The following is a 26,347-nucleotide window of genomic DNA, read 5'->3' as shown; positions in this document are numbered from 1 at the left end:
CTACCCTGGCCCTATGACGCAGCCGCAGCCCAACGCCGACGCACTCGCCGACCACCAGGCGCTGACAGTGGGGGAGGTGGAGGCCATGCTGCGCCGCGCCGCGCCTCCCGAACTCGCTGAGGACTGGGACTCAAACCGGCTGATCTGCGGCGATCCGGAGGAACCCGTCAGCAGCGTCCTGCTGGCTGTGGACCCCGTGGCCGCCGTCGTCGACGAGGCCATAGAGCAGGGCGTGGACATGGTCATCACGCATCACCCTCTCTATCTGCGCGGCACCGACCACGTTGCGGCCACAGACCCCAAGGGGAGGGTGGTGCACCGGCTTATCCGTGCCGGTATCGCCCTGGCCAACGCCCACACGTCGCTCGACGCCGCCCACGGAGGCGTGGCTGCCGCGCTCGCCGCCGGCGTCGGCCTGCAACAGGCCCGCCCCCTGCAGCCCAGCCCTGCCGACCCCGCGCAGGGAATCGGCCGCGTGGGAGTACTAGCGGCTCCCACCCGCCTGCGGGACTTAGCCGCCGCCGTCGCCGCGGCCCTACCGGACTCCGTGCCCGGGCTCCTGGTTGGCGGTGACCCGGACGCCGTCGTAGAGACCATGGCCGTATCGGGTGGCGCCGGGGACTCGCTGCTGGAGGCGGCGCGTGCCGCCGACGTCGACGTCTTCCTCACCGCCGACCTGCGCCACCACCCGGCTAGCGAGCACCTCGAGGCCGGTCGGCCCTACCTGCTGTGCGGCACGCACTGGGCCACCGAGTGGGTTGGGCTGCCACCGCTGGCAGCCAGGCTGGAGTCCGCGGCGGCGGCCCGTGGGCATAGACTTTCGACGCACGTATCGCAGATCGTCACCGATCCGTGGACGCTGCGCCTAAGCACCGGGGCCTGAACCGGCCCCGTAGGGCACGCCCGCGGCCGAGACCACGCCCACCGGGGGCACGGAGCAGGCCGCAGGGGGTGCGCCGCCACTCAACAACTCGATACCCACCCCGAATATCCAGCGGAGGATCAAGCCGTGACCAGCGCCCCCCTCAGCCAGCAGCGACTGCTCATTGATTTGCAGAGACTCGACTCGCAGCTCGCGCGCCTCACACACGAGCGCAAGCACCTGCCGGTGCTGGAACGCATCGACGCCACGGTACAGCGCCTGAAGGCCAACCGGCGGCGCGCCGTTGTGGCCGCCGCTGCCCTGCAGGAGGCTCAGGCCAACGCCAAGACGCGTGAGGATGAGGTCAACCAGGTCCTCCGGCGCGCCCAAGTGCTGCGCGAGCGGCTCTCCTCCGGTCAGGCGGCAGCCCGTGACCTACCCGCGATTCAGTCCGAGATCGACCAGCTCGGCCGGCGGCAGGCGGTTCTGGAGGAGGCCCAGATCGCGGCTATGGAAGCGCTTGAGGCCGCTCAGGCGGAAGCTGGCTCCGCCGCCGAGGAGGAGCAGGAGATACGTGCCGGAGGGCGGGAACTGACAGCCGCCAGGGATGCCGACTTCGCCCGCCTGGATACCGAGATAGCCGACGCACGCACTAAGCGGTCCGAGCTGGCCGCGGTGATCGACGACGCTCTGCTCTCCGAGTATGAGGCGGTGCGGCAGCGAACCGGTGGGCTCGGGGCAGTAGCCCTATACGGGCGCCGGGTTGAGGGCGGCAGCGTTGAGATCAGCCCCCAGGAGCACGCCCGCATCGCCGCCGCGCCGCAGGACCAGGTCATCCACGCCGAGGACAACGACGTAATAGTGGTCCGCATGGAGGGCTGACGGGCGTGACGCGTCACCCCGCCTGCGGGCGGCGGCTGCTCCCGGCGCATGCAGGCGGCCGGTGCTCCTGCCAACCAGTGATCATCTAGAATCACCCTCGCGGACGAGCCGACCGGGCGGCCGCGGTACCGTCGGAGCGTCGGCGGATCGAGGAACGTCCGGGCTCCATAGAGCAGGGCGGTGGCTAACGGCCACCCGGGGCGACCCGCGGGATAGTGCCACAGAGAACAGACCGCCGACTACGGTCGGTAAGGGTGAAACGGTGGGGTAAGAGCCCACCAGCGTGACGGGTGACCGCCACGGCTAGGTAAACCCCGCTCGGAGCAAGACCGCGCAGCAGGTGCCCGCTGAAAAGCGGAAAGGGTTGCTCGCCCGAGCCTGCGGGTAGGTCGCGTGAGGCCACCGGCAACGGTGGTCCAAGATGGATGGTCGCCACTGCCGCACCGGTAACGGTGGGCAGTAACAGAACCCGGCGTACAGGTCGACTCGCCCGCACCACAGACGGCGGCGGCCCCACCCGGTAGGGGTGGGGCCGCCGCGGTTAATGGATGTCGGCAACCCGTAGGGGGAAGCTGACGGAGTTGGCGAGCGACTGGGCGCGGCTCAGAAGGACTTGGCCTGCATGTAGTACTCGTCCGTGCCGTAGAAGCCCTTGACGGCGAAGCGCGCCTCCTCAGACTCCGCGTCTTCCTCGCTGATCAGGAACGTGAAGTACCCTTCCGCCTTGCCGCCGCTACGGGGCATGTCCTGGGTCCTGAACTCCTTGGAGCTGTACAGGTACTCCGGCTCGGTGGTGTTCCCATCCACCACGAAGTCCACGGAGAGCCACCCGGAGCTCATCTGGCCCTTGCCCCTGTAGACGACCGACACGGGAACGCGCATGTACACCGAACCGCTCGGCGGCTCCTCCCAGGCGTAGGAGCGTCCGGAGTCCGTGAGCTCCTTCTTCAGCGAGGCGTTGGCATTCCACTCGACTGACCCGATCTCTACCTCGAGTGTTGCGTCAGGGTCATCGGAGTACTCCGACGCCTTGAAAGTGATCATCTGCTCCTGGGGGTCTCCCGGGTTGTCCAGCGTGGTGCCGCGCTCGTCCTCAGACGGCTCGTCCTGCTGATCACCGCCGGAGCTGCCGCCGGAGGAGTTGCCCGAGGTGCCGTTGTCATTGCTGGATGATGAGGTGGTCGTTGACGATGAGCGGTTGTCAGAGTCGTCATCACCGCCGGACAGCGCCACGACGATACCGATGACCAGGGCCAGCACCACCACACCGATGATGGTCCAGAACCACCACTGCTTAGTGACTGGCTTCTTCCCTCCGGGCATGCCCGCCTGCGTGACGTCGATCGGCTGCCAGCCAGCGGCCTGCGGGGAAGCTCCCGGCGCCTGCTGCTGGTTGTGGTACGGCGTGGGGGACTGGGCGTAATTCATGTTGGCGGCGTACGGGCTCGCCCCGGCAGCATAGTCACCAGAAGGAGCGGAGGCCGACTGACCAGTGGGGTCAGCTACGGGAGCGGAGGCGCCCGTCGGCACGGCCTGGGTAGGGGCCCAGCCGGCGTCGGGGGCCGAGCCCGCCTGCGGTGCGGAACCAGCGCTGCCGTCCGGGACGGAATCCTCGATCCACAGCTGCCAGCCCTCCGGTGCGGGTCCCCACGCGGGGTCAGGCTGCCAGCCCGGCGGCGGGTTGAAGCCCTCGGGGGGCGCAGGCCAGTTCGGCGGCGGGTTGAAGCGCAATGCCATAGCGAAAAACCTTCCGGGAGAGGGGATTCCTGTTGTCACTCGATGCCCGCTCGCAACGGTCGCGGACACGTCACGAAGATGAATGTACACGTGCAAACACGCTCATGGGGCATCCGTCTCGGCCACGAGGATGGGGAGAACTTCCCCGGTGCCCGGCAACAACGCCCGGTACTGTGACTGCGGGCACCGGACCCGGTCGGATGGAAACGCGCTCAGGGGAGAGTGAGGATGTCCGCGCCGTCCTCGGTAACCACAAGAGTGTGCTCGAACTGGGCCGTGCGGGACCGGTCCTTGGTGACTACGGTCCAGCCGTCATCCCACTGCTCCCACTCCTCGGTCCCGAGTGTGAGCATTGGCTCAATCGTGAACACCATGCCCACTTCCATGACGTCGTCGAACCGGGGAGCGGAGTCGTAGTGGGGAATGATCAGACCGGAGTGGAAGGCCTCGCCGACGCCGTGCCCGGTGTAGTCGCGCACCACGCCGTAGTCGAAGCGCTTGGCGTACTTCTCAATGACCCGGCCGATCACGTTGACCTCCCGGCCCGGCCTGACCGCCTTGATCCCGCGCTCCATGGCGACGCGGGTGCGCTCGATCAGGAGCGCCGTCTCCTCGTCCACTTCCCCCACCGCGAAGGTAGCGTTGGTGTCGCCGTGAACCCCGTCGAGGTAGGCGGTCACGTCCAGGTTGATCAGGTCCCCCTCCCTGAGCACGGTCGAGTCCGGGATGCCGTGGCAGATGACCTCGTTGACGGAGGTGCAGATCGACTTGGGGAAGCCCATGTAGCCCAGGCAGGACGGGTAGGCGTGGTGGTCGCACATGTACTCGTGCGCGATGCGGTCCAGCTCGTCGGTGGTGACTCCCGGCGCAATGGCCTTGGCCGCCTCGGCCAGAGCGCGCGCCGCGATCCGCCCAGCCGCACGGATACGCTCAACCGTCTGCGGGTCCTTCACATCGGGGGCGTTAACCTGCTCGGGCCCGTCGTGGAACATGTACTCGGGCGGGCAATGGAGGCGGGCACGTGCCGCTCGGGGGTCAGAACACCTTTGATTAGGGTGCCGCGCGGAGCCCGGTCCGCGAGCGCGGGGGTGGCTGTAGTCATGGCGCCAGCATAGGAGCCTGCGCTCCCGGGAGGGGGAGACAGATCTCTCCCCGCCCCGATTCGCGGGGGCCGCTTAAAATCATCCACCGGATCAGACACCACTCAAGTCCCCTTCCGACTGCATACGGAGACTGCATGAGCATCCCCAACGTGCGTGGCGACGCCCCCTATACCCACATTCGTGACGTCGTCGACACCTATCTGCGCCGCCAAGGTCGGCTGCTGGAGCTACAGGCCAATGAGACCTATGCGGCAATCGCCCTGGTTCTGGCCACCATCACCGCCCTGATCTGGGCGAATACGGGCAACAGCTACCACCACTTCTGGCAGACGACGGCCTCTATCGACGTCGGTCCCTTCGGCGTCGGCCTAACCCTGCACGAGTGGGTGGATGAAGGCCTGATGGCGGTCTTCTTCTTCATGGTGGGCCTGGATGTGCGTAGGGAGCTGACGCTGGGTGAGCTGCGGCTGCCGGGGCGCGCACTGCTGCCCACGGCGGCAGCGGTAGGCGGCCTGGTGGTGCCGGCACTGATCTACCTGGCCGTCATGGGCGGATCGGAAGGGGCGCACGCGTGGGGGTCGGTGATCTCCACCGACACCGCCTTCGCCCTGGGAATGCTGGCGCTGATAGGCCCTAGGCGCGCGCCGCGCCTGCGCCTGTTCCTGCTGGCCTTCGCCGTCATCGACGATATTGGCGCGCTGGCGGTGATCGCCATCTTCTACTCCGAGTCGCTCAACTACGTCGCACTTGCCGCTGCGGTAGCCGGCCTGCTCGGGGTGTGGCTGATGGCGCGGCGGGGTGTCTGGCACGTGCCTCCCTACCTGGCGCTCGCCGTGGTCATCTGGTACGCGGTCTACTGCTCCGGCGTGCACGCCACGCTCGCGGGCGTGCTCATCGGCCTGCTCATGCCGGTGTACAACGTGCGCAGCGAGGACGTCGACGCAGCCGGCGAGTTCGCGGCCCTGTACCGGCAGGCGCCCGCGCCCGGAAGCGCACGGATGCTACGGGAGGCCCTGAACTACTCGATGCCGCTTAATCAGCGAGTGGCCTTCGTACTGCCGCCGTATGTCAACTACCTGGTGGTGCCCCTGTTCGCGCTGGCCAATGCCGGGGTGGAGCTGAGTGCAGGCACCATCGGCGCCGCCGTCTCCTCCCGCATCCTGTGGGCCGTCGTCGGCGGCCTGGTGGTGGGCAAGCTGCTGGGGGTCGTCATTGGAGCGGGCCTGGTGGCGTGGCTGGTGCCCGCCTCACGCATGCCGGGCCTGGATCTGCCGCGGATCACGGGCCTGGGCGCCCTGTCGGGGATGGGATTCACCATCTCCCTGCTGGTGGCCAACATCGCCCTGGAGGATGAGGTGCTGCGCGACCAGGCCCGCCTCGGCGTGCTGCTGGCCTCACTGCTCGCACTGGTACTGGCCACCCTCGTCTTCCAGGTGACCAGCCGCATCGCCCCGCTGCCCGAGCCCGCGGGACTCAACCTGTGCCGCCCACCCGAGCCCGAGCACGAACTGACATTCGGCAGCCTGGACGCCCCGCACGTACTGATCAACTACGCCGACATGGACGACGCGGACCGCTGGCGGCTGACCGAGGCGCTCTACGGCCTTAAGCCGCTGATCGACTCCGGGAACGTGCTGCTGATCCTGCGGCACAAGCTCTCCGGCTCCGGGAGCCTCCTGGCTGCGCTCGCACTAGAGGCCGCCTCCGCCAACGATGAGCCCAGTCTCTGGGACTTCCACGACGCCCTGGCCGGACTGCGCGGCGGTATCACCTCCCGCTCCATCACCCGCGCCGCCAGGCAGGTGGGCGTAGACGCCCACGCGATGTGGGAGCGCATCGACTCCGGGGTCGATGAGGCCAAGGTGCTCGCCGACGCCAGCGACGTCGAGGGACTAACCGATGACGCCGGCCCGGTGGTTTACATAGACGGGCGGCGCTTCGAACGCCTCCTGAACCGGTGGACCTTCTCCGAGGAGATCAACCGTCTGCAGCAGGCCGCGGCGGGCGGCACCGAGGCGGCTCGCGACTGAGGCGCCGCGCAGCAGGGGCCGTCGGCCCCGTGCCAGGGGCAGCTCCGCGTGACCCGTGCCCCGGGCAGCTGGCGCTGCCATACGATTGCCGTATGGCGAGGATCTACTTTGTGCGGCATGGCCGCACCGTCCTGAACGAGCAGCGCCGTACCCAGGGAGCCGCCGACTCGCCCCTGACGCCCGAGGGCCGCCGGGGAGCCGAGATCTGCCGCGACTACCTGGCAGACGTGCCCTTCACCCGGGCCTACTTCAGTCCCCAGGGGCGCGTGCAGGAGACCGGCGGGATCCTCCTGCAGGCCCATCCAGGAGTCGTCCCGGTGAACCTCACGGGCCTGCGCGAGTACAACTACGGCGTTTACGACGGTGGACCAGACCCGGTTATGCACGCCGCCCTGCCGGTGGAGCAGCACCTGCCAGGTGTCCTGACCGGGGTACACCCCGGCGCTCCCGGCGGCATCAGCGCCCGCGACTACCTCGCAGACGTAGACGGCGCAATCGCCCGCGTCCTGGCCGACCTGCGCGCCGGCACCGCGGATGCGGGCGGTGAGGAGAGTGTGCTGGTGGTCTCCCACGGCATGACGCTGATGACCATCTTGGCCCGCTGGGTGGGTCCCCGGATCTACGGCATGGCGCCCATGGCCAACTGCGCCGTGACCACAGTGGAGGTCGCTCCCGCCGCCCCTGACGGCGCCCCGCAGCTGCTCGCCTGGGCGGAGGACCCCGGCAATCAGGGCGTTACCTATACCGTCAAGGACTTCAGCGATGCCTTGACCGGGGTTGTGCCCGTGCCGATTGACTGGGAGCACCCGGAGGGCCTGCCTGCGGGGGCGGCCTCGCCCCGCAGGCCGAGGCATGAGACCTTAGCCGGCTAGCCCCCGGGGTCCGGCGCCTCCCGGTCGGGGCGGTTGACAGCCAGCGGGAGCCGGGTGGATCAGGCGGGCGGATCAGGTGGGGCGAGCCGCCCGCTAGGAACGGCTTCGTCGCCGGATTCGACTCACGCCTCGAAGGTCTCTGCCGGACCGGGGAACGAGGCGTAACGCACTGCGGCGTTGTACTCCTGGGCGGCCTGCTGCAATGCCTGGCCGACCTGCCCGAAGCGGCGCACGAAGCGCGGTTTCCACTCGGTCATGCCAGCCATATCCGTCCACACCAGGACCTGACCGTCGCAGTGGACTCCGGCGCCGATGCCGATCGTAGGCACCGCCAAGGCCTGCGTGATCCGCGCTGCCACAGGCGCTGGCACCATCTCCAGCACGACGGTTACCGCGCCGGCGTCCGCCAGTGCCCGGGCGTCGGCCAGGAGCGCCTCCTGGGCGTCCTGGTCGCGGCCCTGCACACGGAATCCCCCGAGCTTGTTGACCGACTGCGGTGTGAAGCCGAGGTGCCCGACCACCGGGATGCCGGCCTCAGACAGGGCCCGCACGGTCGCCTCCCGGGGACGGCCGCCTTCGAGCTTGACGGCGTTGGCGCCCACACGCATGAGCCGCACGGCGCTGGCCAGGGCCTGCTCCGGGCCCGCCTCGTAGGTGCCAAAGGGCAGGTCAGCCACCACCAGGGCCCGGGTGGTGGCACTGGCCACCGAGCGCGTGGCCACCACCATTTCATCCAGGGTCACCGGCATGGTTGAGTCGTAGCCGAGCATGACGTTGCCCAGCGAGTCGCCCACGAGCAGCATGTCGGTGCCTGCTGCATCCAGGATGCGCGCGGTGACCGCGTCGTAGGCGGTGAGCATGGTCAGCTTCTCGCCCCGCTGCTTCGCGCCCAGCAGGTGGTGCACACGCACCTTCTTGACCTGTGAGATCTGCTGTCCCGCTGCGACCGGAGTAGCGGCGTCGGTGGTCGCGCGCTCGGCGGGGGAGGCGCCGGCCGCGGTGGCATCTGCGGATGGCTGATCGGAAGCGGAAGTGCTCATGCCCGGAGCCTACTCGCGGATGGGGGCGGACGCCCCTGGGATCCAAGGCGACGCAGCGGGCGGCACTCTTCCTGCCCAGGCGGTCAGCAGCGCCCTAGTTATTGACGGCCACGATAGGCATCTAGGTGTCGTGGTTCGAACTGCTCCCCGTGAGCATCACCTGCGAGTCCTTGTTCCAGATGATCGGCGTGTTGGGCCCGTCGTAGCCGTGACTCCGCTGGAACGAGGTGGTCGTATCGGGGTCTTCCGGTTTGAGGGTGTGGTGTCTAAGGGCTGGTTGGGAGTCTGGGGCGGGTATGTGGGTGGACCGGGTGTCTGCTACGCCGGTTGGACGTTAACAACGCTACTTAACGGCCTGCTGTATACCTCCCAGCCCTTCAGCAGGCCGTTAACAGGCGTTGTTAACCCCGAAGTGGCGTAGCAGGCGGCGAAGTGGCGTAGCAGGTGGCCCCGGTTCCAGGCACGGGGGTGGCGGCAGGCAAGTCTGGCGTAGCAGGTGGCCCCGCTTCCAGGCACGTGGATGGCGGCAGACAAGTCTGGCGTAGTGAACCGGCACTGCTCACCGTGTACCTCACCCCGCGATGCGCCGGTCTGAAGCATCAAGTTCGCGCCGGTTTCCCGCGCCCGGCCGCGCCCGCCGCACCGGCGTGAAACCCGGGCGACCCAATCAACCGATAGGGTGGCTGAGGAAGCCCGCGGTGGCCGGGCCCGCACACCGCCCGCACCGGTCCACGCCGCACGCGCAAGGAGGCAACGCCAGGATTATGGACAAGCAGCAGGAATACGTGCTTCGCGCCATTGAGGAGCGCGATATCCGCTTCATCCGCCTGTGGTTCACCGACGTGCTCGGTCAGCTCAAGTCGGTGGCGATCGCGCCGGCGGAGGTAGAGGGTGCCTTCGAGGAGGGGATCGGCTTCGACGGCTCCGCCATTGAGGGGCTGACCCGCGTATTCGAGTCGGACATGCTGCTGTCCCCGGACCCCTCCACCTTCCAGATGCTGCCGTGGCGGGAGGAGGTCAACAGCGTCGCCCGTATGTTCTGCGACGTGCTCACCCCGGACGGTGAGCCCGCACGCACGGACCCTCGCGCCGTGCTCGAGCGCCAGCTGGCCCGTGTTGCCGACGCCGGCTTCACCTGCTACGTGCACCCCGAGATCGAGTTTTACCTGGTGGACCGCAACAGCGACGGCCGGATCATCCCCACCGACTACGCCGGCTACTTCGATCACGTGCCCGGCGGCACGGCCCACGAGTTCCGCCGCCACGCCATCCTCATGCTTGAGCAGATGGGCATCTCCGTGGAGTTCTCCCACCACGAGGGCGGCCCCGGCCAGAATGAGATCGATCTGCGCTTCGCCGACGCCCTGTCCATGGCGGACAACATCATGACCTTCCGGGCAGTCGTGCAGGAGGTCGCCCTGCAGGAGGGCTGCCAGGCGACCTTCATGCCCAAGCCCTTCATCGACCAGCCCGGAAGCGGGATGCACACTCACTTCTCACTGTTCGAGGGGGACCGCAACGCATTCCACGACCCGGCCGGGCAGTACCAGCTGTCCGCCACGGGGCGCGCCTTCATTGCGGGCCTGCTGCACCACGCCACCGAGATCTGCGCAGTTACCAACCAGCACGTCAACTCCTACAAGCGCCTGTGGGGCGGCGACGAGGCCCCCAGCTACGTGTGCTGGGGCCACAACAACCGCTCCGCCCTGGTGCGCGTGCCCATGCACAAGCCCGGCAAGGCCCAGTCCGCCCGCATCGAGTTCCGCGGCATCGACTCCTCCGCCAACCCCTACCTGGCCTTCGCCGTGATCCTCGCAGCCGGCCTGAAGGGTATCGAGGAGGGCTACGAGCTGCCTGCCGAGGCCGAGGACGATGTCTGGGCGCTGTCCGAGCTGGAGCGCAAGTCGCTCGGCATTGGCGCGCTGCCCACCTCGCTCAAGAGCGCCGTGGCCGCCATGGCCGAGTCGGACCTGGTGGCGGACACCCTGGGGGAGGATGCCTTCGAGTTCTTCCGCCGCAACAAGCGCCGCGAGTACCTGGCTTACGACGCCCAGGTGACCGACTTCGAGATCAGCCAGTTCTTCCCGCGCCTGTGATGCCTTCAAATAGTGGAAGCGGGAGTGAGCGCAAGCCCCTGCCGGGGCCCGGGGCGCCGGCAGGCGGCCCCGCCTCCCGCAGACATGACCGCTGGCCCAGTACCCGGGCCCGGCTCCTCTGGGCCGGGTTCACGGAGGTGGAGCGCGCCTACGGCCTTATCACCGACCCGGCGCTAGACCCCTTCCTGCCGGCCGCGCCGACGGTTTCTAGGAAGGGCACGCAGGGGGAACTGCCCGCACTCGACCCTGTGCGCGCCCGCCTTGTGGATGAGCTCGGCAGTACCGCGAATCCCGACCTCGCGGTGCTAGCCCTGGTGCGACTGGCTGAGGCCTGCACGGTCATTGGCGGGGATGCCGCCGGGCAGACTCGGGTGGCCCAGCCCGCACGCATGCTGCGCGCCCTGCTGCGGGCCGATGACTCACACGATGGCGCCGACACCGCCGACACCGCCGATACCGCCTCGCCCGCCTTGCGCGGCGGCGACGAGGTTGCCGGTGGACGCGGCCCCTCCGGCTCCTCCCCTGAGGCTCAGCCCGGGTGCTTGCGGACTCACCTGCGCCGCCTGCTGGCGGTGCTGGGCGCCTCCGAGGCTCTCGGCGACTTTCTGATCACGCATCCTGAGCACCTGGAGGCCCTTGCTCCCGAACACGCCTGGGACGCACCTGGCCAGCCCCCGCCCGGGGCGGCCCTGACCGGTGCAGTGTGCGGCGCGCTCGCCGGGTCTGCCACGCCGGTACCCGCTGCCGTGGCAGAGCGGGCTACGACTGCGCTGCGTGTGGCCTACCGGGAGCGCCTGCTTGCAGTTGTGGCCGATGACCTGACCTCAGCCACTCCGCTGGCCCACATGCCGGTGGTGGGGCGCCGCATGAGCGAGTTGGCGGATGCGGCGCTGCAGGCGGCACTGGTCCTTGCCCGTGCAGTTGTCGGCCCCGACGCGGACGCGGTGGCCATGGCGGTCATTGCCATGGGCAAGGCTGGTGCTCAGGAGCTGAACTACATATCGGATGTCGACGTCGTCTACGTGGTCGGCCCGGCCGATCCGAGCGCGGGCGAGCCGACGGAGGCGGGGGAGGAGATTGTGCGGATCGGGACGCAGTTGGCCACCGAGATCGCCCACGTCACCTCCGCCTCCGGAACCGAGCCGCCACTGTGGCCGCTGGACACGGCGCTGCGCCCCGAGGGCAAGGACGGGGCGCTGGTACGAACCTTGGACTCGCACCTGGCCTACTACCAGCGCTGGGCCTCCTCGTGGGAGTTCCAGGCGCTGCTCAAGGCGCGCGCCTGCGCCGGTGATCGGGACCTCGGCGCCGCCTATGAGGCCGGGGTCGCACCCCTGGTGTGGGCTGCTAGCCGGCGGGAGAACTTCGTGGATGACGCCCGGTCAATGCGGCGCCGTGTGGAGAGCGAGTCAGCGCACTCGGGCCCTGATGACCGGCGGATCAAGCTTGGTCCCGGCGGCCTGCGGGACGTGGAGTTCACCGTGCAGTTGCTCCAGCTGGTCCACGGGCGCGTTGACGAGCGGCTGCGCGCGCGTAGCACGCTGGATGCGCTGGCGCAGCTCTCGGCCGCTGGTTATGTGGGGCGGGCGGATGGGGCCGAGCTTGCCGACTGCTACCGGATGCTGCGGCTACTGGAGCACCGCACCCAGTTGCTGCGTATGCGTCGCAGCCACATGCTGCCGGCGGGGCGTACAGACTTGCGCAGCATCGGCCGGGGCATCGACCGTCGGCGGCTGCACGATCCTGACGCGGTGCGCAAGCTGTTCAACTCGGTGCGGCGCCGCGTGCGTGCGCTGCACGAGGAGATCTACTACCGGCCGCTGCTGAGCGTCGCGGCCAGCCTGAGCACCGAGGAACTGACGCTGACTCCGGACGCCGCCCGGGAGCGGCTGGCGGCCTTCGGCTACTTGGACCCCGACGGCGCCCTGCACCACATCCAGGCGCTCACTGAGGGGGTCAGTCGGCGTGCGGCCATCCAGCGCCAGCTGCTGCCGGTGATCATCGGCTGGATCGGGCAGGGCCCCGATCCCGACGTCGGCCTGCTGTCCTTCCGCCGCCTGTCGGAGTCCATCGGAGGATCCCACTGGTATCTGGCCATGCTGCGGGACTCGCCGGTGGCCGCCCGCCGCCTGTGCCAGGTGCTGTCCGGGGCTCGTTGGACCACCGACCGGCTGGCCGAGCGCCCCGAGTCGATCACCTGGCTCGATGACGACGCCGAGTTGACGCCCCGCGCGCCCGGAGCGATTTGCGCTGAGACCGAGCGGGTGCTGCGACGTCGTGCCTTCACCGCTGCGGACGCCGTCGGCCTGGAGCGGCAGGCCGCGGAGGCGATACGCGCGGTCATGGGCGTGCGTAACCGGGAGCTGATCCGCGCCGCCCTGGCGGACTCCCTTGACGGCGTGGATCCGGCGCGTACCGCGCGGATTCTGGGCGACGCCACGGACGCCGTCCTGGGTGCCGCCCTCACTGTCGCTACGGGTCTGGTGATCGCCGAGCGCGACGGGCAGGGCGCGGTTGCCGCTGGGCCCGATGCGGGTGGGAGCTGGCCGGCCGCCACCGCCGACCACGCCATAATCGCCATGGGAAGGCTGGGTGGACGGGAGATCACTTACACCTCCGACGCTGACGTGCTGTTCGTGCACGAGCCGCGCCCCGGGGCGGATGCCGATGTGGCGGCGGCGGAGGCGGAGGCGGTCGCCAAGTGGGTGGCCCGCCTGCTGGCCCAGGCGCGCCCGCACTCCCTGGTGGTGGATACCGGCCTGCGTCCGGAGGGGCGCCAGGGGCCGGTCAGCCGCAGCCTGGAGTCCTACGCCGAGTATTACGAGCGCTGGGGCTCGGTGTGGGAGCGGCAGGCCCTGCTGCGTGCGCGCGCTTGCGCCGGCGACACGGGCTTGGGGGAGCGCTTTGAGGAGCTGATCAACCCGCTGCGGTGGAATCCGGAGGGGCTGGATGAGGCCGGCCTGCGGGAGATCCGGCGGCTGAAGGCCCGCATGGAGGCCGAGCGGCTGCCGCGCGGCGCCGATCCGAGCCGGCATCTCAAGCTGGGCCCCGGCGGCCTGTCCGACGTCGAGTGGTCGGCCCAGGTGCTGCAACTGACCCAGGCGGCCCGCGTGCCGGGGCTGCGCACCACCTCGACGCTGGAGGCTCTGTCCGCCGCCACCCAGGCGGGCCTACTGGGGTGGATGATGCCGGCAGGCTCACCGCCGCCTGGGTGCTGGCCTCCCGGGTGCGTGCTGCCACCGTGCTCGGGACCGGACGTGAGGGTGGGCAGCGGGTGCAGGTACTGCCCACCGACCAGCGGGAGATCCGCCTGGTTGCCCGGCTTCTGGGTATCCCGGCCGGAAGCGAGCGGGACCTTGAGGACATTTACCGCCGAACGGCCAGGCACGCGCGGCGCGTGGTTGAGCACGTGGTGTTCGGTGATGCCGCCCCGGCCCGCCCCGCCACCCCGCCCCGGGCGGCGGCCGCTCGGGGATCCCGCATGCCCGCACCTGGTAAGACGGTACGGCGGGTACCACCTGGCCGCCCGAACGGGGGGCGGCGGGGGAGCGGGCCTCGCGGCGCCGGACCTTACCCGTGGTCTTGAGCATGTTGTCCGCCGACGTCGCGGAGCGGTCGAGGCGCCTGGCAGGATAGGCGCCGTGAAGCTTCTTCTTGTCCGCCACGGCCGAACTTTCGCGAATGTTGCCGGCGCTTTGGACACGGCATTGCCCGGTAACCCACTAGACGCCGTTGGCGTGGAGCAGGCCTCCCTGCTGCCCGCGCGCCTGGAGTCGAGCGGGGATCTGGATGCGATCTCCTCGCTGTGGGTCTCGCCGGTCCAGCGCGCCCGGGAGACGATTGCCCCGATTGAGCGGGCCACGGGCCTGGCGGCCCGCATCCGGCCCGGGCTGCGTGAGGTGCTGGCCGGTGAGATGGAGATGAACACCGATGTGCGCTCGGTGGCCTGCTACACGGACACCACCCGCTCCTGGATGGTGGGGCGCACGGCGGCGCGCATCCCCGGCAGCCCCGAGGACGGCGCGGATACCTTCGCCCGGTTCAATACGGTTGTGGAGGAGATCTACAACTCCACCCGCACCGGCGGCACTGCACTGCTGGTTGCGCACGGCACCATCCTGCGCCTTTGGGTGGCGCTGGCGGCGGCCGCGGCCGGGGGTGCGGACCCGGCCTGGATCGCCAACCACCCCATGCGCAACACGGCAGTCAGCGTGGTGGAGGGAGACCCGGAGTCAGGCTGGCGGCTGGTCGACTGGGACGAGGGCACCTGGCGGGCCGACGCCGTGCGGTAGGTGGGCGGTCGGGCTGATTGCCGAGGCTGCTGGACGCGATTACTCGGGGTCTGACTCGCCCTGTATGAAGCTGCGAATGGAGCGTGCAGCGTCAGGTGAAAACTCGGCCAGGAACGGCGAGAGCAACGCATTAACTTTGGCCTGATGACCCGCGGCGAAAAGCGACTTCAAACCGGATAGTCCCTGCGTGAGGGTGTCCTTGGGGTTGGCGCTCTCCGGTGCTCTAAGAACCAGGAACATATACGCCCGAGCAGCGAGCTCAGGTGCACCAAGGTCTTGTGCGCGGGAAGCGACAGAGACTGCAATTGCCAGCACTTGTGCAGATGTGGAACATAGCTCTGCGTGATCCATGGCGGCGCCAAACGCGCGGATGACCGCATCTGCCGAGTCGCCGCGGGCCTGGGCGAGCATGCCGAGCTGGTGGTGGGTGGTGGCGATGCCGACCTGGTCGCCCAGCCGCTCCTCGATCTTGAGGGAGTGCTGGTAGTGCTCCTCGGCCTGCCCGTAGTCGCCACGGTCCTGGGCGAGAATGCCGAGCTGGTGGACCCAGACGGCGCGGCGGATGTCGGACAAGTTGCTGCCGCGAAGCTGCTGATGCGCAAGGGAGAGCTCCTCATCCCACCAGCCAATGGTATGAAGAATACTCCCAGCTCTGTTCGCAACGTCATCGGCCGCCTCCGCGTTGCCGGAGCGGGAGTAGTGGTGCCGTGCCTCGAGCAAGTAGTGCGCATCAAAGGGACCAGAGCTGGCATTCTGTGGGCGCATCCGGTAGCTCCAACGCCAGTACTCCGCGGCGCGCCGATGCCGTTCGGCGGCAAGCTCTTCCATCTCGCCATTCGGGCGGGCGGTAGCCGCAACACGTTCCAGGGCCTCCGCCAGCCAACGGTGAACGAAGAATCTGGTGTCCTCGCCGTCCCCGAGCGTGATGACCGTAAGCAGCGTGGATCCAACGAGCTCATGGAGCAGATCGTGCAGCGGCAGATCTGTCGTCGGAAGGCCGAGCGAGGCATCCTCGTCGGCAGAGGCCTTGGCGGGAGGAACCTCATCGCCGACGGCGAAGAGTACTGCGGCTGCATTGACCGGCTCACGGAAGACGGCCATACCCAGCAGGAGGCGTTGAGCGTCGCTGCTCAGGGTCTCCAGCAACTGGGGGAGAAGCACATCGTCGGCCGCGACCGTGACGGAGTCGGCAATGGCGGCATCAAGCGTGCGCCCTTCCGCCAGCCACTCTTCCGGACTAACTCCTTCGGGAAGGCTGCTGCGGAGCCGTCCACGCAACTCGGTGGTGATTCGGGACAGGCGTCCCACTCCCCGGTTCAGCAGCGCATCCACTGTCTCCAGGGTTCGGGGATGCCCGCCCACACCCGCCCACAGGGTACGCAGATCGGAGATATCCAGAGCATCCAGCTGCGGCAAGGACCAGGCCAGGTGAGTGGTCTCGGCAAAGCTCAAGGGCTCCAGGGCAATCCACTCCAGCGCCGTCGTAGCGTCCTCGGGCAGGGTGAAGCGGTAACGGCAGGTCACCAGCAGCCTGCCACGGCCGGGAGCAGCCAGGAACTGCGCCAGGAACTCGGCAAGCAGGGGATCGGTCAGGCGATAGGCGCCGTCGGTGAAGGTGAGATTGTCCTCGAAGTTGTCCAGTACCAGGATGAGGGGAAGTTGTTGCAGCAGCGTGCCTTGCAGCAGTTCCAGGCGCTCGGACCAACCGATTTTGGTGTTGGCCAGCAGTCCCAGCAACTGGTTCACCTCGGGATCGGTGAGCTGATCACTGAAGTTGATGCGCAGGCGGGACACGATGCGCTGGAAGAGCTCCTCAACTAATGCCGTGCCCCTCATATCAACCACAAGCACCGGCTGCAGCTCAGCGGTACGGCGGAGGACCTCTGCGGTCAGTGTTGACTTTCCGATGCCTCCAATCCCGTGAAACACCACGCCGGCATGGGTATCGGAGAGCAGCAATCGGGGCACGCGCAGCTGCTCCCGGCGTCGTCCCACGAAGAATCCGGTGCCCAACGAGGGCAGTGAGTTCATCGCGCGCACGGAAGCCAGCGGCACCGACGACTGCGCTTTCTTCTCTGGTGGCGCGGTGATCTGCCGCCCGCAGCTGGAGGCCTGGACGGTTACCACGCTCCAGCCCGCCAGCACCTGCTCGGTTTGATGGCGCGGATTCGAGCTTTCGGCGCATATCCGTCCGAGCTCGCGACGCGCCTGGGCCAGGGCATAAACAGGATCCGGCTGCGGCGCCGCAGCAAGCTCGGCGTAAACCTTGGAGAACACCAGGGTGGCATAGTGGTCAGAGACCGCGTCCTCCGTGCCAATGACAATCGGCGCCCCGGCAGCCACAAGCTCATCGGCGAAGGAGGCAGTCTCTGCATCCGCAGACGCATTGGTCTCACAGGCGGCCAGGCAAATCAGCGGCGGCATACCGCCAGCCGGGATTGCCTCCTTAATGAGCTCCTGCGCGCTGACGCGCCGGGCGGCACCTCGCTCGTCCTCGAGTACGAGCAAGCCGGCGGCACCGTGACCCGAGATGTGCAGAACGTGCGGGTTCTCCTGTTCCAGAGCCCGCCGGATCTCCTCGGTGGTGGCGAACTGGACTATCCGGACCCCCGCATTGGCGCTACGCGCCTCGCGGACGGCGGTGGTGATAGCCCGCAACTCCGCCTGGTAGTCCAGTGTGCCGGCCCCGCCCTCAATCGGGGAGGCTATTGCCACCACGATCCGCAGTGGCCCGGGTACGCGCCGTGGTGCGGGGGAGGCCACCGCCTTGCGGAAGAAGGTAACCAGGTGATGCAGGGCCAATGGCTGCCCGGTTCCCGGCACGTGCATGGCCTCCCAGGGGAGGTCACGCAGGTCCTGACGTGCGGACGCGTCAAGCGCCAACTCCACGGGCACCGTCTGAGCCTCAGCCTTGGCAATGATTTGGGAGAGCGCTGCTCCGGCCTCGCCCGGCAGGAAGACTCGCGTGAGCGCTGCGCCCATCTCATCCAGCGCATCCAACAGTGGGGTGCGGTCCCGATCCTGGGCTGGTGAGTGGTTCTCCAGCAGTGGGCGGCCCGCCCGAGCCAGCCGTAGGCGCTCCGCAGGAGAGAACAGTTCGGCCTTAGAGCCGACCGCTACGCTCGCTTCAACGCTCAGTCCCGGACAGGACACGGTCACCGAGTCGCCCGTTCCCAGGCGCATCGTCACCTGCAAGGCCTCGGTGGGACGCGGCTCGCCCTCAAGCTCAACCTCCAACCAGCCGCCGCATGACCTGACCAGCGACTCCGCTCCGACGGCGAACACCAGGTCGCGGCTCCAGCCGTCGGCGGAGTTGTAGCGCCCCGTCACCATCCCGATGACGGCCCCGCCCTCGGCCAGCACAACCGGCGCTCCCGACATTCCCGGCTGTGCGCCGGAGGCATTCACAGTCAGTAGCTCAAAAGTGCGGTCGTCGTAGTAATCCCAGCCATCCCACCGGCCGCTGGTGCTGGATGCAGTGACGACGCGCTCGGCAGCGGTATCGGGGCGCCTGGAGACACCGGTAATGCGTACCGCGGCACCGGCTTGTTTCCCGGCGGTGGTTGCGAGCCGTGCCGGCTCAGACGACCAAGACGCGGCGTCCACCTCCAGCAGGGCCAGGTCCAGAACCAGGTCTAGGTGCAGGACGCGAGCGCGAAGGGTGGCCGCGGTGGAACTTAAGCCTTGACGCAGGCGGATCTGCGGAGCGGGGGAGTTCCCTTCGGGGGCGGGTGCTGCGGCGTCGGGTACCGCCAGTGCGGCGTGCGCTTGAACCAGATTCACGCCGACGGCGCTCAGAACATGCGCCGCGGTGACCACTTTCCCGGGACTCAGCAACCAGCAGGTGCCAACAGCCTCATCGGAGTCGTTCAGAACCACCCCGAGGTAACCGGGCACCGCGGCGGCCGTCATACGGCGCCCCGGTTGCCGGAGGCGTTAGTGAACTTCATGGATACCGCCAGCGAAGCCGTGGTGGTGGAGGAGGCGACGACGATAGTGCCAGTGGTAGACAGGCTCAGTCCCATCTGGATCGTGATCTCATCGGGTGGCTCCGCCTGGTCGCACACTCGCCGGACCGTATCTGCGGCCTGATGCGCTGCGGCCTCAATCACGTCCCCTGCCCGCTCGAACAGATCCGCCGCACGGTCCCGCACACCGGCCAGCTCCTCGCGTCCGGGGGCACGAACAACCTCAATGAGGACCTCTTGGTCACCAATACGACCGTTGATCAGCTGCGTGTCCATGAGGCTCCAGGGAAGCGGTGGGAATTAAGGTGTCGCAGATCACTGTAGTGACAACTGGAGGGGCGGCACACGCAACCTGGTCACAATACGGACGCGAGGAAGGCCTTTGTGCGCTCCTGAGTGGGGTGGTCCAGTACCTCGACCGGGTTGCCGGACTCGCACACCAGGCCGCCGTCCATGAAGACCAGCTGATCGCCGACCTCCCGGGCGAAGCCCATCTCGTGGGTGACCACCACCATGGTCATGCCGTCGGCCGCCAAATCCTGCATCACCTGCAGCACCTCGCCCACGAGCTCGGGGTCCAGGGCGGAGGTGGGCTCATCGAAGAGCATCAGCTCCGGATCCATTGCCAGCGCCCGGGCGATCGCCACCCGCTGCTGCTGCCCGCCCGACAGCTGCGAGGGGTAGTGGTCCAGCCGGTCGCCCAGCCCCACCCGCTCCAGCAGCTGCACACCGCGCGCACGGGCCTGCTCCCTGGGCATGTGCCGCACATGGATCGGAGCCTCAATGACATTGCCCAGAGCCGTCATGTGGGGGAACAGGTTGAAGCGCTGGAAGACCATGCCGATCTTGGAACGCTGCGCGGCGCGCTGCTTATCCGTCAGGGCGTGCAGCTGCACGGTGCCGTCCGGGCGCTGCTCCTCACGCATGCCGATCAGCTCTCCGTCCACCCACACGCGGCCGGCGTCGATGGTCTCCAGCTCATTGATGCAGCGCAGCAGCGTGGACTTGCCGGACCCGGAGGGGCCCACCAGAACCGTCACCGAACCGGGCTCGACGACCAGGTCGATGCCCTTGAGCACGTGCAGCTCCCCGAAGAACTTGTGCAGGCCGGCAATACGCACCTTGGGGACGCCGGACTGCGCCGACGCGGCCGTGTTCGATGTGCTCATGGGGTGACCTCCAGGAAGGGGGAGTCCTTGGTGGTGTGTGAGTCGAGAATCGCCTGCTGGCGGGCGGACATGCCCCGCCCGCCGCTGGACTTGGAGGAGCCGTCAAAGCCACGGCCGTAGTAGCGCTCTATGAAGTGCTGCCCCACCATCAGGATGGAGGTGATGATGATGTACCACAGGGCCGCCACGATCAGCAGGGGAATCGTCTGGTAGGTGTAGGAGGCATACGAGTTGGTGACGAAGGTCAGGTCCAGGGTGAAGGGGACCGCCAGTACCAACGAGGTGGTCTTAAGCATGGAGATCGTCTCATTGCCGGTGGGCGGCACGATCACCCGCATGGCCTGCGGCAGCACGATACGGCGCAGGATCTGCCCCTTGCTCATGCCCAGTGCACCGGCCGCCTCGGTCTGGCCGGGGTCCACGCTGGCCAGGCCGGAGCGGACGATCTCGGACAGGTAGGCGCCCTCGTTGATGCCCAGCCCCAGCACCGCCGCCACGAACGGGGTGAACACCGTGGTGGTGCGGAAGGTGATCAGCTCCGGCCCGAAGGGAATGCCCAGGCTCAGGTACTGGTACAGGGCCGACAGTGCCCCCCAGAACACCAGCTGGGTGTAGATCGGGGTGCCGCGGAAGAACCACAGGTACGCCAGTGACACGCCGCGCAGCACCGGATTGGAGGACTGCCGCATAACCGCCGTCGTCACCGCCAGCACAATGCCTATCAGCATGGCCAGGAAGGTCAGCAGCAGTGTCCAGCCGACCGCCCGCACCACGTGCACCTCCCGGAAGAAGAACCACACGGTGCCCCAGTGGAATTTCTCATTGGTCAGCAGTGCGTGGATGAACATCGCGCCCAGGACGGCCACGATCGTGGCGCTGATCCAGGTGCCGGGCCGCGGCACCGGCTTGGGGCGGTTCAGTTGCACCGGCTGCTCGGTGCCGGACAGAGCCGCGGCGGAAGCGGGCTGAGTTGTCATGGTAGTGATCACTGCTCCACGTTCGGGTTCAGCTCGGCGGTGGTTAGTGCGGCGTCCTCAATGCCCCACGCATTCAGGATCTCCTCCCAGGTGCCGGAATCCATGAGGTACTGGACGGCCGCCTGGATGGCGGCGTTGAACTGCGGATCGTCCTTGGTCAGGACAATGGCCTGGGGCAGGGCGTCCTCGATCTCACCTACGGTCTCCACCGCCCCATCAGTCAGCTCGACGGCGTATCCCGCCACCGTGGAGTCGGAGTAGACGGCATCAACCACGTGCCCAATCAGGCCCGTGGTGGCCTCCGACTGGGAGGAGTAGGAGCGCACCGAGATCGCGGGCAGCCCGGCATCGGTGCAGGCGGCGGAGTCGGCGTTCATCGCGTCTTCCTGGGCGGTACCGGTCTGCACTCCGATGGTCAGGCCGCACAGGTTCATGTGGTCGGAGGGGTCCACGCCCTCGGGGTTTCCTGCCACCACGTTGAAGCGGGAGCCGACGTTGATGTAGGCGACCATGTCCATGGCGGACTCGCGCTCGGCGGTGACCGTGAAGGAGGAGATGCCGGCGTCGTACTTAGAGCCGATGGCGGCGATGATGGAGTCGAACTCGGCGGTATGCGTGGTGGAGTCCACCCCGAGGACGGCGGCAATGGCCTTAGTCAGGTCCACGTCGTAGCCGATTGCGGTGCCGTCGGTGTCCAGGAACTCCGCGGGCGCGTAGTCCGTGGAGGCGGCCACGTCCAGCACGCCGTCCGCCAGGGCGCCTTCGGGAAGCATGGCGATGATGTCCTCCTGCGCCTGAATGCCGGAGGTGTCATAGCCAGTGAAGGCGCCGTCACCGGCGGCCTGGGAGGATCGCCAGTCGGCGGCATTCGTGCAGGCGGACAGCGGCAGCGTCAGTGTGAGCGCCAGGCACAACCCGCCGGCCAGGCGTGCCCCGCGGGCAAGGGCGGATGTCATCACACGGCTCCTTCTGGTAGCGGACCAAAGCCACCGACAGGATATCCATAACAGAGCATAGATATGCAAACGGTCGGGCCGGCGCCGACGTGAGGCGCGGCCTACAGGTCGTAGTAGAGCTCGAACTCATAGGGGTGCGGGCGCTGCCGCATAGGGGCGATCTCATTGGTGCGCTTGTAATCGACCCAGGTCTCGATCAGGTCCGAGGTGAACACGTCGCCCGCGGTCAGGTAGTCATGGTCCGCCTCAAGCGCCTCCAGGGCCTCGTCGAGCGTGCCCGGCAGCTTGTCGATGTCGTGGTAGTCCTCCGGAGCCAGCTCGTAAAGATCCTTGTCCACGGGCTCGCGCGGCTCGATCCGGTTGCGGATGCCGTCGATGCCGGCCATTAGCGTGGCCGCGAAGGCCAGGTACGGGTTGGCCGAGGGGTCGGGCACGCGGTACTCGATGCGCTTGGCCTTGGGGGAGGAGCCCGTAACCGGGATGCGGATGCAGGCGGAGCGGTTGCGCGCCGAGTACACCAGGTTCACCGGCGCCTCGAAGCCCGGCACCAGCCTGTGGAAGGAGTTGACCGAGGGGTTGGTGAAGGCCAGCAGGCTGGGCGCGTGGCGGAGTATGCCGCCGATGTACCAGCGGGCCAGGTCGGACAGCTGCCCGTAGCCGCGCGCGTCGAAGAACAGCGGCTTGCCGTCCTTCCACAGCGAGTGATGGGTGTGCATGCCGGAGCCGTTGTCGCCGAAGATCGGCTTGGGCATGAAGGTGGCGGTCTTGCCGTTGCGCCAGGCCTCGTTCTTGACGATGTACTTGAACTTCATCATGTCGTCCCCCGCGGCCAGCAGGGAGGCGAAGCGGTAGTTGATCTCCTGCTGCCCGGCGGTGCCCACCTCATGGTGGGCGCGCTCGATCGCGAGCCCGGACTCAATGCAGGTGCTCACGATCCGGTCGCGCAGGTCGGCCATCTGGTCATTGGGGGACACGGGGAAGTAGCCGCCCTTGAAAGCGGTCTTGTACCCCTTGTTCCCACCCGGCTCATCGCGGCCGGTGTTCCAGGCCGCCTCCGCCGAGTCGATCAGGTACCGGGTGGAGGCCGGGGTGGTCTCGTACTGGATGGAGTCGAACAGGTAGAACTCGGCCTCGGCGCCGATGTAGCAGGTATCCGCAATGCCGGTGGAGCGCAGGTAGTCCTCCGCCTTGGCGGCGATCGAACGCGGGTCGCGGGCGTAGACCTCGTCGGTGAAGGGATCCACGATCGAGAAGTTGATCACCAGCGTGCGCTGCTCGCGGAAGGGGTCCAGGAAGGCAGTGGTGACATCGGGGATGAGCTTCATGTCCGACTCGTGGATAGCGGTGAAGCCGCGGATCGAGGAGCCATCGAACATGAGGCCGTCGGTAAGCGCCTCATCCTTGAAGGCGGCCACCGGAATCGTGAAGTGCTGCATGACCCCGGGCAAGTCGCAGAAGCGCACATCGACCAGCTGCACCCCCTCGCGCTCGATGTAGGCCAGCGCTTCTGAAGCGTCACTGAACATGTAGTTCCTCCAACGGGGTATGAGTCTGGTGAGCACGCCGCGGGTGCAGGCAGACTAGGGCGGCGTAGTGTCGCGAAGGTGGCGCGAATGTGTCCGCGGTGTTTCGCCGCTGCGCGGATGGGGTTGCGTGCGGGCGGCGGGGGAGTCAGCGGCCCCGGATCGCCCGGCGGTCGGGGCGGATGTTGTTGGGGTCCAGGTACTTCGGGATCGGCAGGCCCTTAGAGGACAGGGAGGACAGGCGCTTTGCCACGCGGTCGATCTCGGTGTTGGTCAGCTTGGTGGGCTTGGTGGGCAGCCGCCGCAGAGTGCGCTCCAAGTGGATGAGCCTGACCTGCCCCTCCGCGGTGCCGACGGAGATGACGTGCACCGGCACGGTGGACAGGATGCGCCGCAGGGTCTTCTTCTCTTCCTCAATCAGGTGCTGGGTGCGGCCGGGGGAGCCCTCTGCCACAAGCACCACGCCCGGGCGGCCCACCAGCCGCCACACAAGGTCCTGCCCCTTGGGGCTGAAGGCGACCGGCTGCTCCTCCACGTACCAGCCGCGGCCGGCCTGGTCTAGCACTGCCTTGACGGCTCCGGGGCGCCCCTCGATCTGCATGTAGGAGGCGCGGCGCGTCGCCAGGCTGAGCACGACCATGTCCGCCATGAGCGCGAACACCACGGCCATCAGCAGCCAGTACCACAGCGCCTGGCTGGTAACGGCGGCCAGCACCCCGGCAAGCACCAGTAGGGCCACCGCGATGCCGAGAAGCGCCCACCCGATCCACGGGTAACTGCGCCGCGAGATCGTATAGGAGTCTTTGAGGTTCTGGGCTACCTGTGCGAGGCGCCGCTTCTTCTTCGGCTGGGCGCTTTGGGCTGTGCTCACGCCTACAACTCTAGCTGACGACGGCGGCCGTCAGGAGGCCTGGCGCCCGGCGAGCAGGGAGGAGGCCTCCTGACGGGCGGTGCCGGGCTCGGCCAGGTCGCGCATGTTGTCCGGGATCGGCCGGCCCGTGGCCTGCATGGCCCGCGCCCACAGCATGCCGGAGCGGTAGGAGGAGCGCACCATCGGGCCACTCATGGCCGCGCTGATCCCCATCTGCTCCGCCAGGGCCGCCAGCTCTACGAACTCCTGCGGCTTGACCCAGCGGTCGATCGGGTGATGCAGCTTGGACGGCCGCATGTACTGGGTGATCGTCAGGATGTTGACGCCCACATCCACGAGGTCCGCAATCGCCTGCTCGATCTCGGCACGGGTCTCACCCATTCCCAGAATCAAGTTCGACTTGGTCAGCAGCCCCGCCCGTGACGCGCGTGCCAGCACGTCCAGGCTGCCCTCATAGGAGAATGCCGGGCGGATCTGCCTGAAGATGCGCGGTACCGTCTCCAGGTTGTGGGCGAACACCTCGGGGCGGGAGCTGAAGACCTCCTGCAGGGCATCCTGGCGGCCCCGGAAGTCCGGCACCAGCAGCTCGATCCCGCAGCCCGGGACGCGTGCGTGCACCTGCCGGGCCGTCTCGGCGTAGAGCCAGGCACCGCCGTCGGGCAGGTCATCGCGGCACACGCCAGTCACGGTGGCATAGCGCAGCCGCATCTCGGCGATTGACTTGGCTACTCGCTCCGGCTCGCCGGGGTCATACTCCGTGGGGCGTCCGGTGGCAATGTTGCAGAAGTCGCAGCGGCGCGTGCACATGCTGCCCGCAACCAGGAAGGAGGCCTCGCGATCGTTCCAGCACTCGTAGACGTTGGGGCAGTTCGCCTCGGCGCAGACGGTATGCAAGTCATTGCTGCGCACCAGGTTGCGCACGTCCTGGTAGGTCTCGGTGACCTCGGCGCGGGTGCGCAGCCACTTCGGCTTGTGCTCGATCGGTGTCTGGGCGTTGCGCGCCTCCACGCGCAGCAGGCGGCGGCCTTCGGGTGCGACGGCGTCGGGCACTGGCACTCCTCTGGAACGTAGGACTATGGTTTGCTCAGCTTACGCCCGCTGCCGCGAGAAGTGGGACCGAGGGCCCACGATGTCGCCCGGGTGTCGCCGATAACGGTGCTAGGCGTCGGCCATTAGCGGGGCCAGGTGTTTGCTCAGCGCGGACATAAGCGGGCCGGCTAGCTGGAGGGAGTCGTAGCGGGTGCCGAGCTCCGCGGCCAGTGAGGTAACCCCGGCATCGGTAATCCCGCAGGGAATAATACGGTCCAGGTCAAAGGCGGCCAGATCGGGGGCGACATTCAGGCCAATACCGTGCATGGTCGTGCCCCGGGCCACCCGGACCCCCAGGGCGCAGATCTTGCGCTCCGGCGCGCGGGTGCCGTCGTGCCTCAGGCCGGCCGGAACCCACACTCCCGAGCGGCCCTTGACACGCACGGTGCTCACACCGAGACCCGAACAGACCTCCATCACCGCCGCTTCCAGCGCACGCACGTACTTGATGACGTCGATCGGCGGCGCGAGGCGAATAATCGGATACGCCGTGAGCTGCCCCGGACCGTGCCACGTGGTCTTGCCTCCCCGGTCAACGTCTACTACGGGCACCTGCTCCGGACCCACCAGCGGGCCTTCGGGCCGCTCCCATGAGTGGGTTCTGCGCCCCACCGTGTACACGCTCTCATGCTCCAGCAGCAGAACCGTGCCGGGCCTGCCAGCGGCTACCGCGGCGTGGACCTGCCGCTGAAGAGCCAGTCCTTCCGAGAAGGGCACCAGCCTGGACCCCAGGCCGACGTCGACTCGCTCCAGTTGCTGCACGGCGGCAGCCTAGACGACTCCCTCCCGGGCGGGACAGGCCCACAGCCGACCGAGCCGCCGACGGGGCCTAGCCGCGTAAAACGGCCTTTCCGGCCACGACCGGGAAGGGAAGATGTGA

The 26,347-nt window shown here is 68.2% G+C and carries 17 protein-coding genes, 1 other RNA gene and 2 pseudogenes; 8 read left to right on the top strand and 12 right to left on the bottom strand.

The annotated features are described in order from the left end of the window. Positions 1-13: 13 nt before the first annotated feature. The 3 genes from CWT12_RS06315 (at position 14) to rnpB (ending at position 2,237) form a co-directional block, all read left to right on the top strand. Positions 14-883, top strand: coding sequence for a Nif3-like dinuclear metal center hexameric protein (locus CWT12_RS06315; protein ID WP_161924132.1), 870 nt, complete (start codon positions 14-16; stop codon positions 881-883). A 126-nt stretch (positions 884-1,009) separates the two neighbouring features. Continuing rightward, positions 1,010-1,744, top strand: coding sequence for a zinc ribbon domain-containing protein (locus CWT12_RS06310; protein ID WP_161924131.1), 735 nt, complete (start codon positions 1,010-1,012; stop codon positions 1,742-1,744). Positions 1,745-1,848: 104 nt separating this feature from the next. Next, an RNA gene (gene rnpB, locus CWT12_RS06305) (RNase P RNA component class A) lies at positions 1,849-2,237 on the top strand. 110 nt (positions 2,238-2,347) lie between these two features. On the opposite strand, the gene CWT12_RS06300 is transcribed toward rnpB, so the two are convergent. Together CWT12_RS06300 and map are read right to left on the bottom strand one after the other, a co-directional pair. Then, positions 2,348-3,481 carry a hypothetical protein gene (locus CWT12_RS06300; protein WP_161924130.1) on the bottom strand — a complete coding sequence of 378 codons (1,134 nt, stop codon included), beginning with the start codon at positions 3,479-3,481 and terminating at the stop codon, positions 2,348-2,350. 212 nt (positions 3,482-3,693) lie between these two features. Then, a pseudogene (gene map, locus CWT12_RS06295) lies at positions 3,694-4,583 on the bottom strand (type I methionyl aminopeptidase). Between the two features lie 135 nt (positions 4,584-4,718). Between map and nhaA the strand changes: the two are divergent. Then, on the top strand, positions 4,719-6,614 hold the full coding sequence (nhaA, locus tag CWT12_RS06290; protein ID WP_161924128.1) for a Na+/H+ antiporter NhaA: 1,896 nt from the start codon (positions 4,719-4,721) through the stop codon (positions 6,612-6,614). A 92-nt stretch (positions 6,615-6,706) separates the two neighbouring features. Then, complete coding sequence (locus tag CWT12_RS06285; protein ID WP_161924127.1) at positions 6,707-7,486, top strand: histidine phosphatase family protein; 780 nt, start codon at positions 6,707-6,709, stop codon at positions 7,484-7,486. Between the two features lie 122 nt (positions 7,487-7,608). On the opposite strand, the gene panB is transcribed toward CWT12_RS06285, so the two are convergent. Further along, entirely contained in the window at positions 7,609-8,526 is a 918-nt protein-coding gene (gene panB, locus CWT12_RS06280; protein ID WP_161924126.1) for a 3-methyl-2-oxobutanoate hydroxymethyltransferase, read from the bottom strand. Between the two features lie 764 nt (positions 8,527-9,290). Here panB and glnA (CWT12_RS06275) point away from each other — a divergent pair. The 3 genes and pseudogenes from glnA (CWT12_RS06275) to CWT12_RS06265 all read left to right on the top strand — a co-directional run bounded on the left by glnA (CWT12_RS06275) (position 9,291) and on the right by CWT12_RS06265 (position 14,914). Continuing rightward, the gene (gene glnA / locus CWT12_RS06275) at positions 9,291-10,622 is read left to right on the top strand and encodes a type I glutamate--ammonia ligase (protein ID WP_161924125.1); all 1,332 of its coding nucleotides are present in this window, start codon (positions 9,291-9,293) and stop codon (positions 10,620-10,622) included. Continuing rightward, positions 10,622-14,208 (top strand): annotated as a pseudogene (locus tag CWT12_RS06270) (bifunctional [glutamine synthetase] adenylyltransferase/[glutamine synthetase]-adenylyl-L-tyrosine phosphorylase). Before glnA (CWT12_RS06275) ends, CWT12_RS06270 begins: the two are co-directional and overlap by 1 nt. A 55-nt stretch (positions 14,209-14,263) precedes the next feature. Then, positions 14,264-14,914, top strand: coding sequence for a histidine phosphatase family protein (locus CWT12_RS06265; RefSeq protein WP_161924124.1), 651 nt, complete (start codon positions 14,264-14,266; stop codon positions 14,912-14,914). A gap of 39 nt (positions 14,915-14,953) precedes the next feature. Here CWT12_RS06265 and CWT12_RS06260 read toward each other — a convergent pair whose 3' ends face one another. The 9 genes from CWT12_RS06260 to lipB all read right to left on the bottom strand — a co-directional run bounded on the left by CWT12_RS06260 (position 14,954) and on the right by lipB (position 26,220). Next, positions 14,954-18,826 carry a CHAT domain-containing protein gene (locus CWT12_RS06260; protein ID WP_161924123.1) on the bottom strand — a complete coding sequence of 1,291 codons (3,873 nt, stop codon included), beginning with the start codon at positions 18,824-18,826 and terminating at the stop codon, positions 14,954-14,956. Beyond that, positions 18,823-19,158 carry a CU044_2847 family protein gene (locus CWT12_RS06255; protein WP_161924122.1) on the bottom strand — a complete coding sequence of 112 codons (336 nt, stop codon included), beginning with the start codon at positions 19,156-19,158 and terminating at the stop codon, positions 18,823-18,825. The genes CWT12_RS06260 and CWT12_RS06255 overlap by 4 nt, the downstream gene beginning before the upstream one ends. 80 nt (positions 19,159-19,238) lie before the next feature. After that, complete coding sequence (locus tag CWT12_RS06250) at positions 19,239-20,051, bottom strand: amino acid ABC transporter ATP-binding protein (protein WP_161924121.1); 813 nt, start codon at positions 20,049-20,051, stop codon at positions 19,239-19,241. Beyond that, positions 20,048-21,028 (bottom strand): amino acid ABC transporter permease, encoded by a 981-nt coding sequence (locus CWT12_RS06245; protein ID WP_161924120.1) that lies wholly within the window; start codon positions 21,026-21,028, stop codon positions 20,048-20,050. Before CWT12_RS06245 ends, CWT12_RS06250 begins: the two co-directional genes overlap by 4 nt. Positions 21,029-21,036: 8 nt before the next feature. Beyond that, entirely contained in the window at positions 21,037-21,984 is a 948-nt protein-coding gene (locus CWT12_RS06240; RefSeq protein ID WP_161924119.1) for an ABC transporter substrate-binding protein, read from the bottom strand. 101 nt (positions 21,985-22,085) lie between these two features. Then, positions 22,086-23,510 carry a type I glutamate--ammonia ligase gene (glnA, locus tag CWT12_RS06235; RefSeq protein WP_161924118.1) on the bottom strand — a complete coding sequence of 475 codons (1,425 nt, stop codon included), beginning with the start codon at positions 23,508-23,510 and terminating at the stop codon, positions 22,086-22,088. Positions 23,511-23,655: 145 nt separating this feature from the next. Beyond that, positions 23,656-24,378 carry a DUF4191 domain-containing protein gene (locus CWT12_RS06230; RefSeq protein WP_161924117.1) on the bottom strand — a complete coding sequence of 241 codons (723 nt, stop codon included), beginning with the start codon at positions 24,376-24,378 and terminating at the stop codon, positions 23,656-23,658. A 30-nt stretch (positions 24,379-24,408) separates the two neighbouring features. Next, positions 24,409-25,428, bottom strand: a complete 1,020-nt coding sequence (gene lipA / locus CWT12_RS06225) for a lipoyl synthase (RefSeq protein ID WP_161924116.1) — start codon at positions 25,426-25,428, stop codon at positions 24,409-24,411. A gap of 108 nt (positions 25,429-25,536) precedes the next feature. After that, positions 25,537-26,220 carry a lipoyl(octanoyl) transferase LipB gene (lipB, locus tag CWT12_RS06220; protein ID WP_161925338.1) on the bottom strand — a complete coding sequence of 228 codons (684 nt, stop codon included), beginning with the start codon at positions 26,218-26,220 and terminating at the stop codon, positions 25,537-25,539. Between the last annotated feature and the right edge of the window lie 127 nt (positions 26,221-26,347).

It is taken from the genome of Actinomyces sp. 432 (assembly GCF_009930875.1).
GTDB lineage: Bacteria > Actinomycetota > Actinomycetes > Actinomycetales > Actinomycetaceae > Actinomyces.
Note: the sequence above shows the minus strand (reverse complement) of the source record. Positions and strands in the feature narration are given on the sequence as shown.

What these genes read in the sequence shown, in the direction of transcription:
- CWT12_RS06315 (WP_161924132.1), top strand. Translation starts at nt 14, where the DNA reads ATGACGCAGCCGCAGCCCAACGCCGACGCACTCGCCGACCACCAGGCG.
- CWT12_RS06300 (WP_161924130.1), bottom strand. Translation starts at nt 3,481, where the DNA reads ATGGCATTGCGCTTCAACCCGCCGCCGAACTGGCCTGCGCCCCCCGAG.
- nhaA (WP_161924128.1), top strand. Translation starts at nt 4,719, where the DNA reads ATGAGCATCCCCAACGTGCGTGGCGACGCCCCCTATACCCACATTCGT.
- CWT12_RS06285 (WP_161924127.1), top strand. Translation starts at nt 6,707, where the DNA reads ATGGCGAGGATCTACTTTGTGCGGCATGGCCGCACCGTCCTGAACGAG.
- panB (WP_161924126.1), bottom strand. Translation starts at nt 8,526, where the DNA reads ATGAGCACTTCCGCTTCCGATCAGCCATCCGCAGATGCCACCGCGGCC.
- glnA (WP_161924125.1), top strand. Translation starts at nt 9,291, where the DNA reads ATGGACAAGCAGCAGGAATACGTGCTTCGCGCCATTGAGGAGCGCGAT.
- CWT12_RS06260 (WP_161924123.1), bottom strand. Translation starts at nt 18,826, where the DNA reads ATGACGGCCGCCGCGGTGCCCGGTTACCTCGGGGTGGTTCTGAACGAC.
- CWT12_RS06255 (WP_161924122.1), bottom strand. Translation starts at nt 19,158, where the DNA reads ATGGACACGCAGCTGATCAACGGTCGTATTGGTGACCAAGAGGTCCTC.
- CWT12_RS06250 (WP_161924121.1), bottom strand. Translation starts at nt 20,051, where the DNA reads ATGAGCACATCGAACACGGCCGCGTCGGCGCAGTCCGGCGTCCCCAAG.
- CWT12_RS06245 (WP_161924120.1), bottom strand. Translation starts at nt 21,028, where the DNA reads ATGACAACTCAGCCCGCTTCCGCCGCGGCTCTGTCCGGCACCGAGCAG.
- CWT12_RS06240 (WP_161924119.1), bottom strand. Translation starts at nt 21,984, where the DNA reads ATGACATCCGCCCTTGCCCGCGGGGCACGCCTGGCCGGCGGGTTGTGC.
- glnA (WP_161924118.1), bottom strand. Translation starts at nt 23,510, where the DNA reads ATGTTCAGTGACGCTTCAGAAGCGCTGGCCTACATCGAGCGCGAGGGG.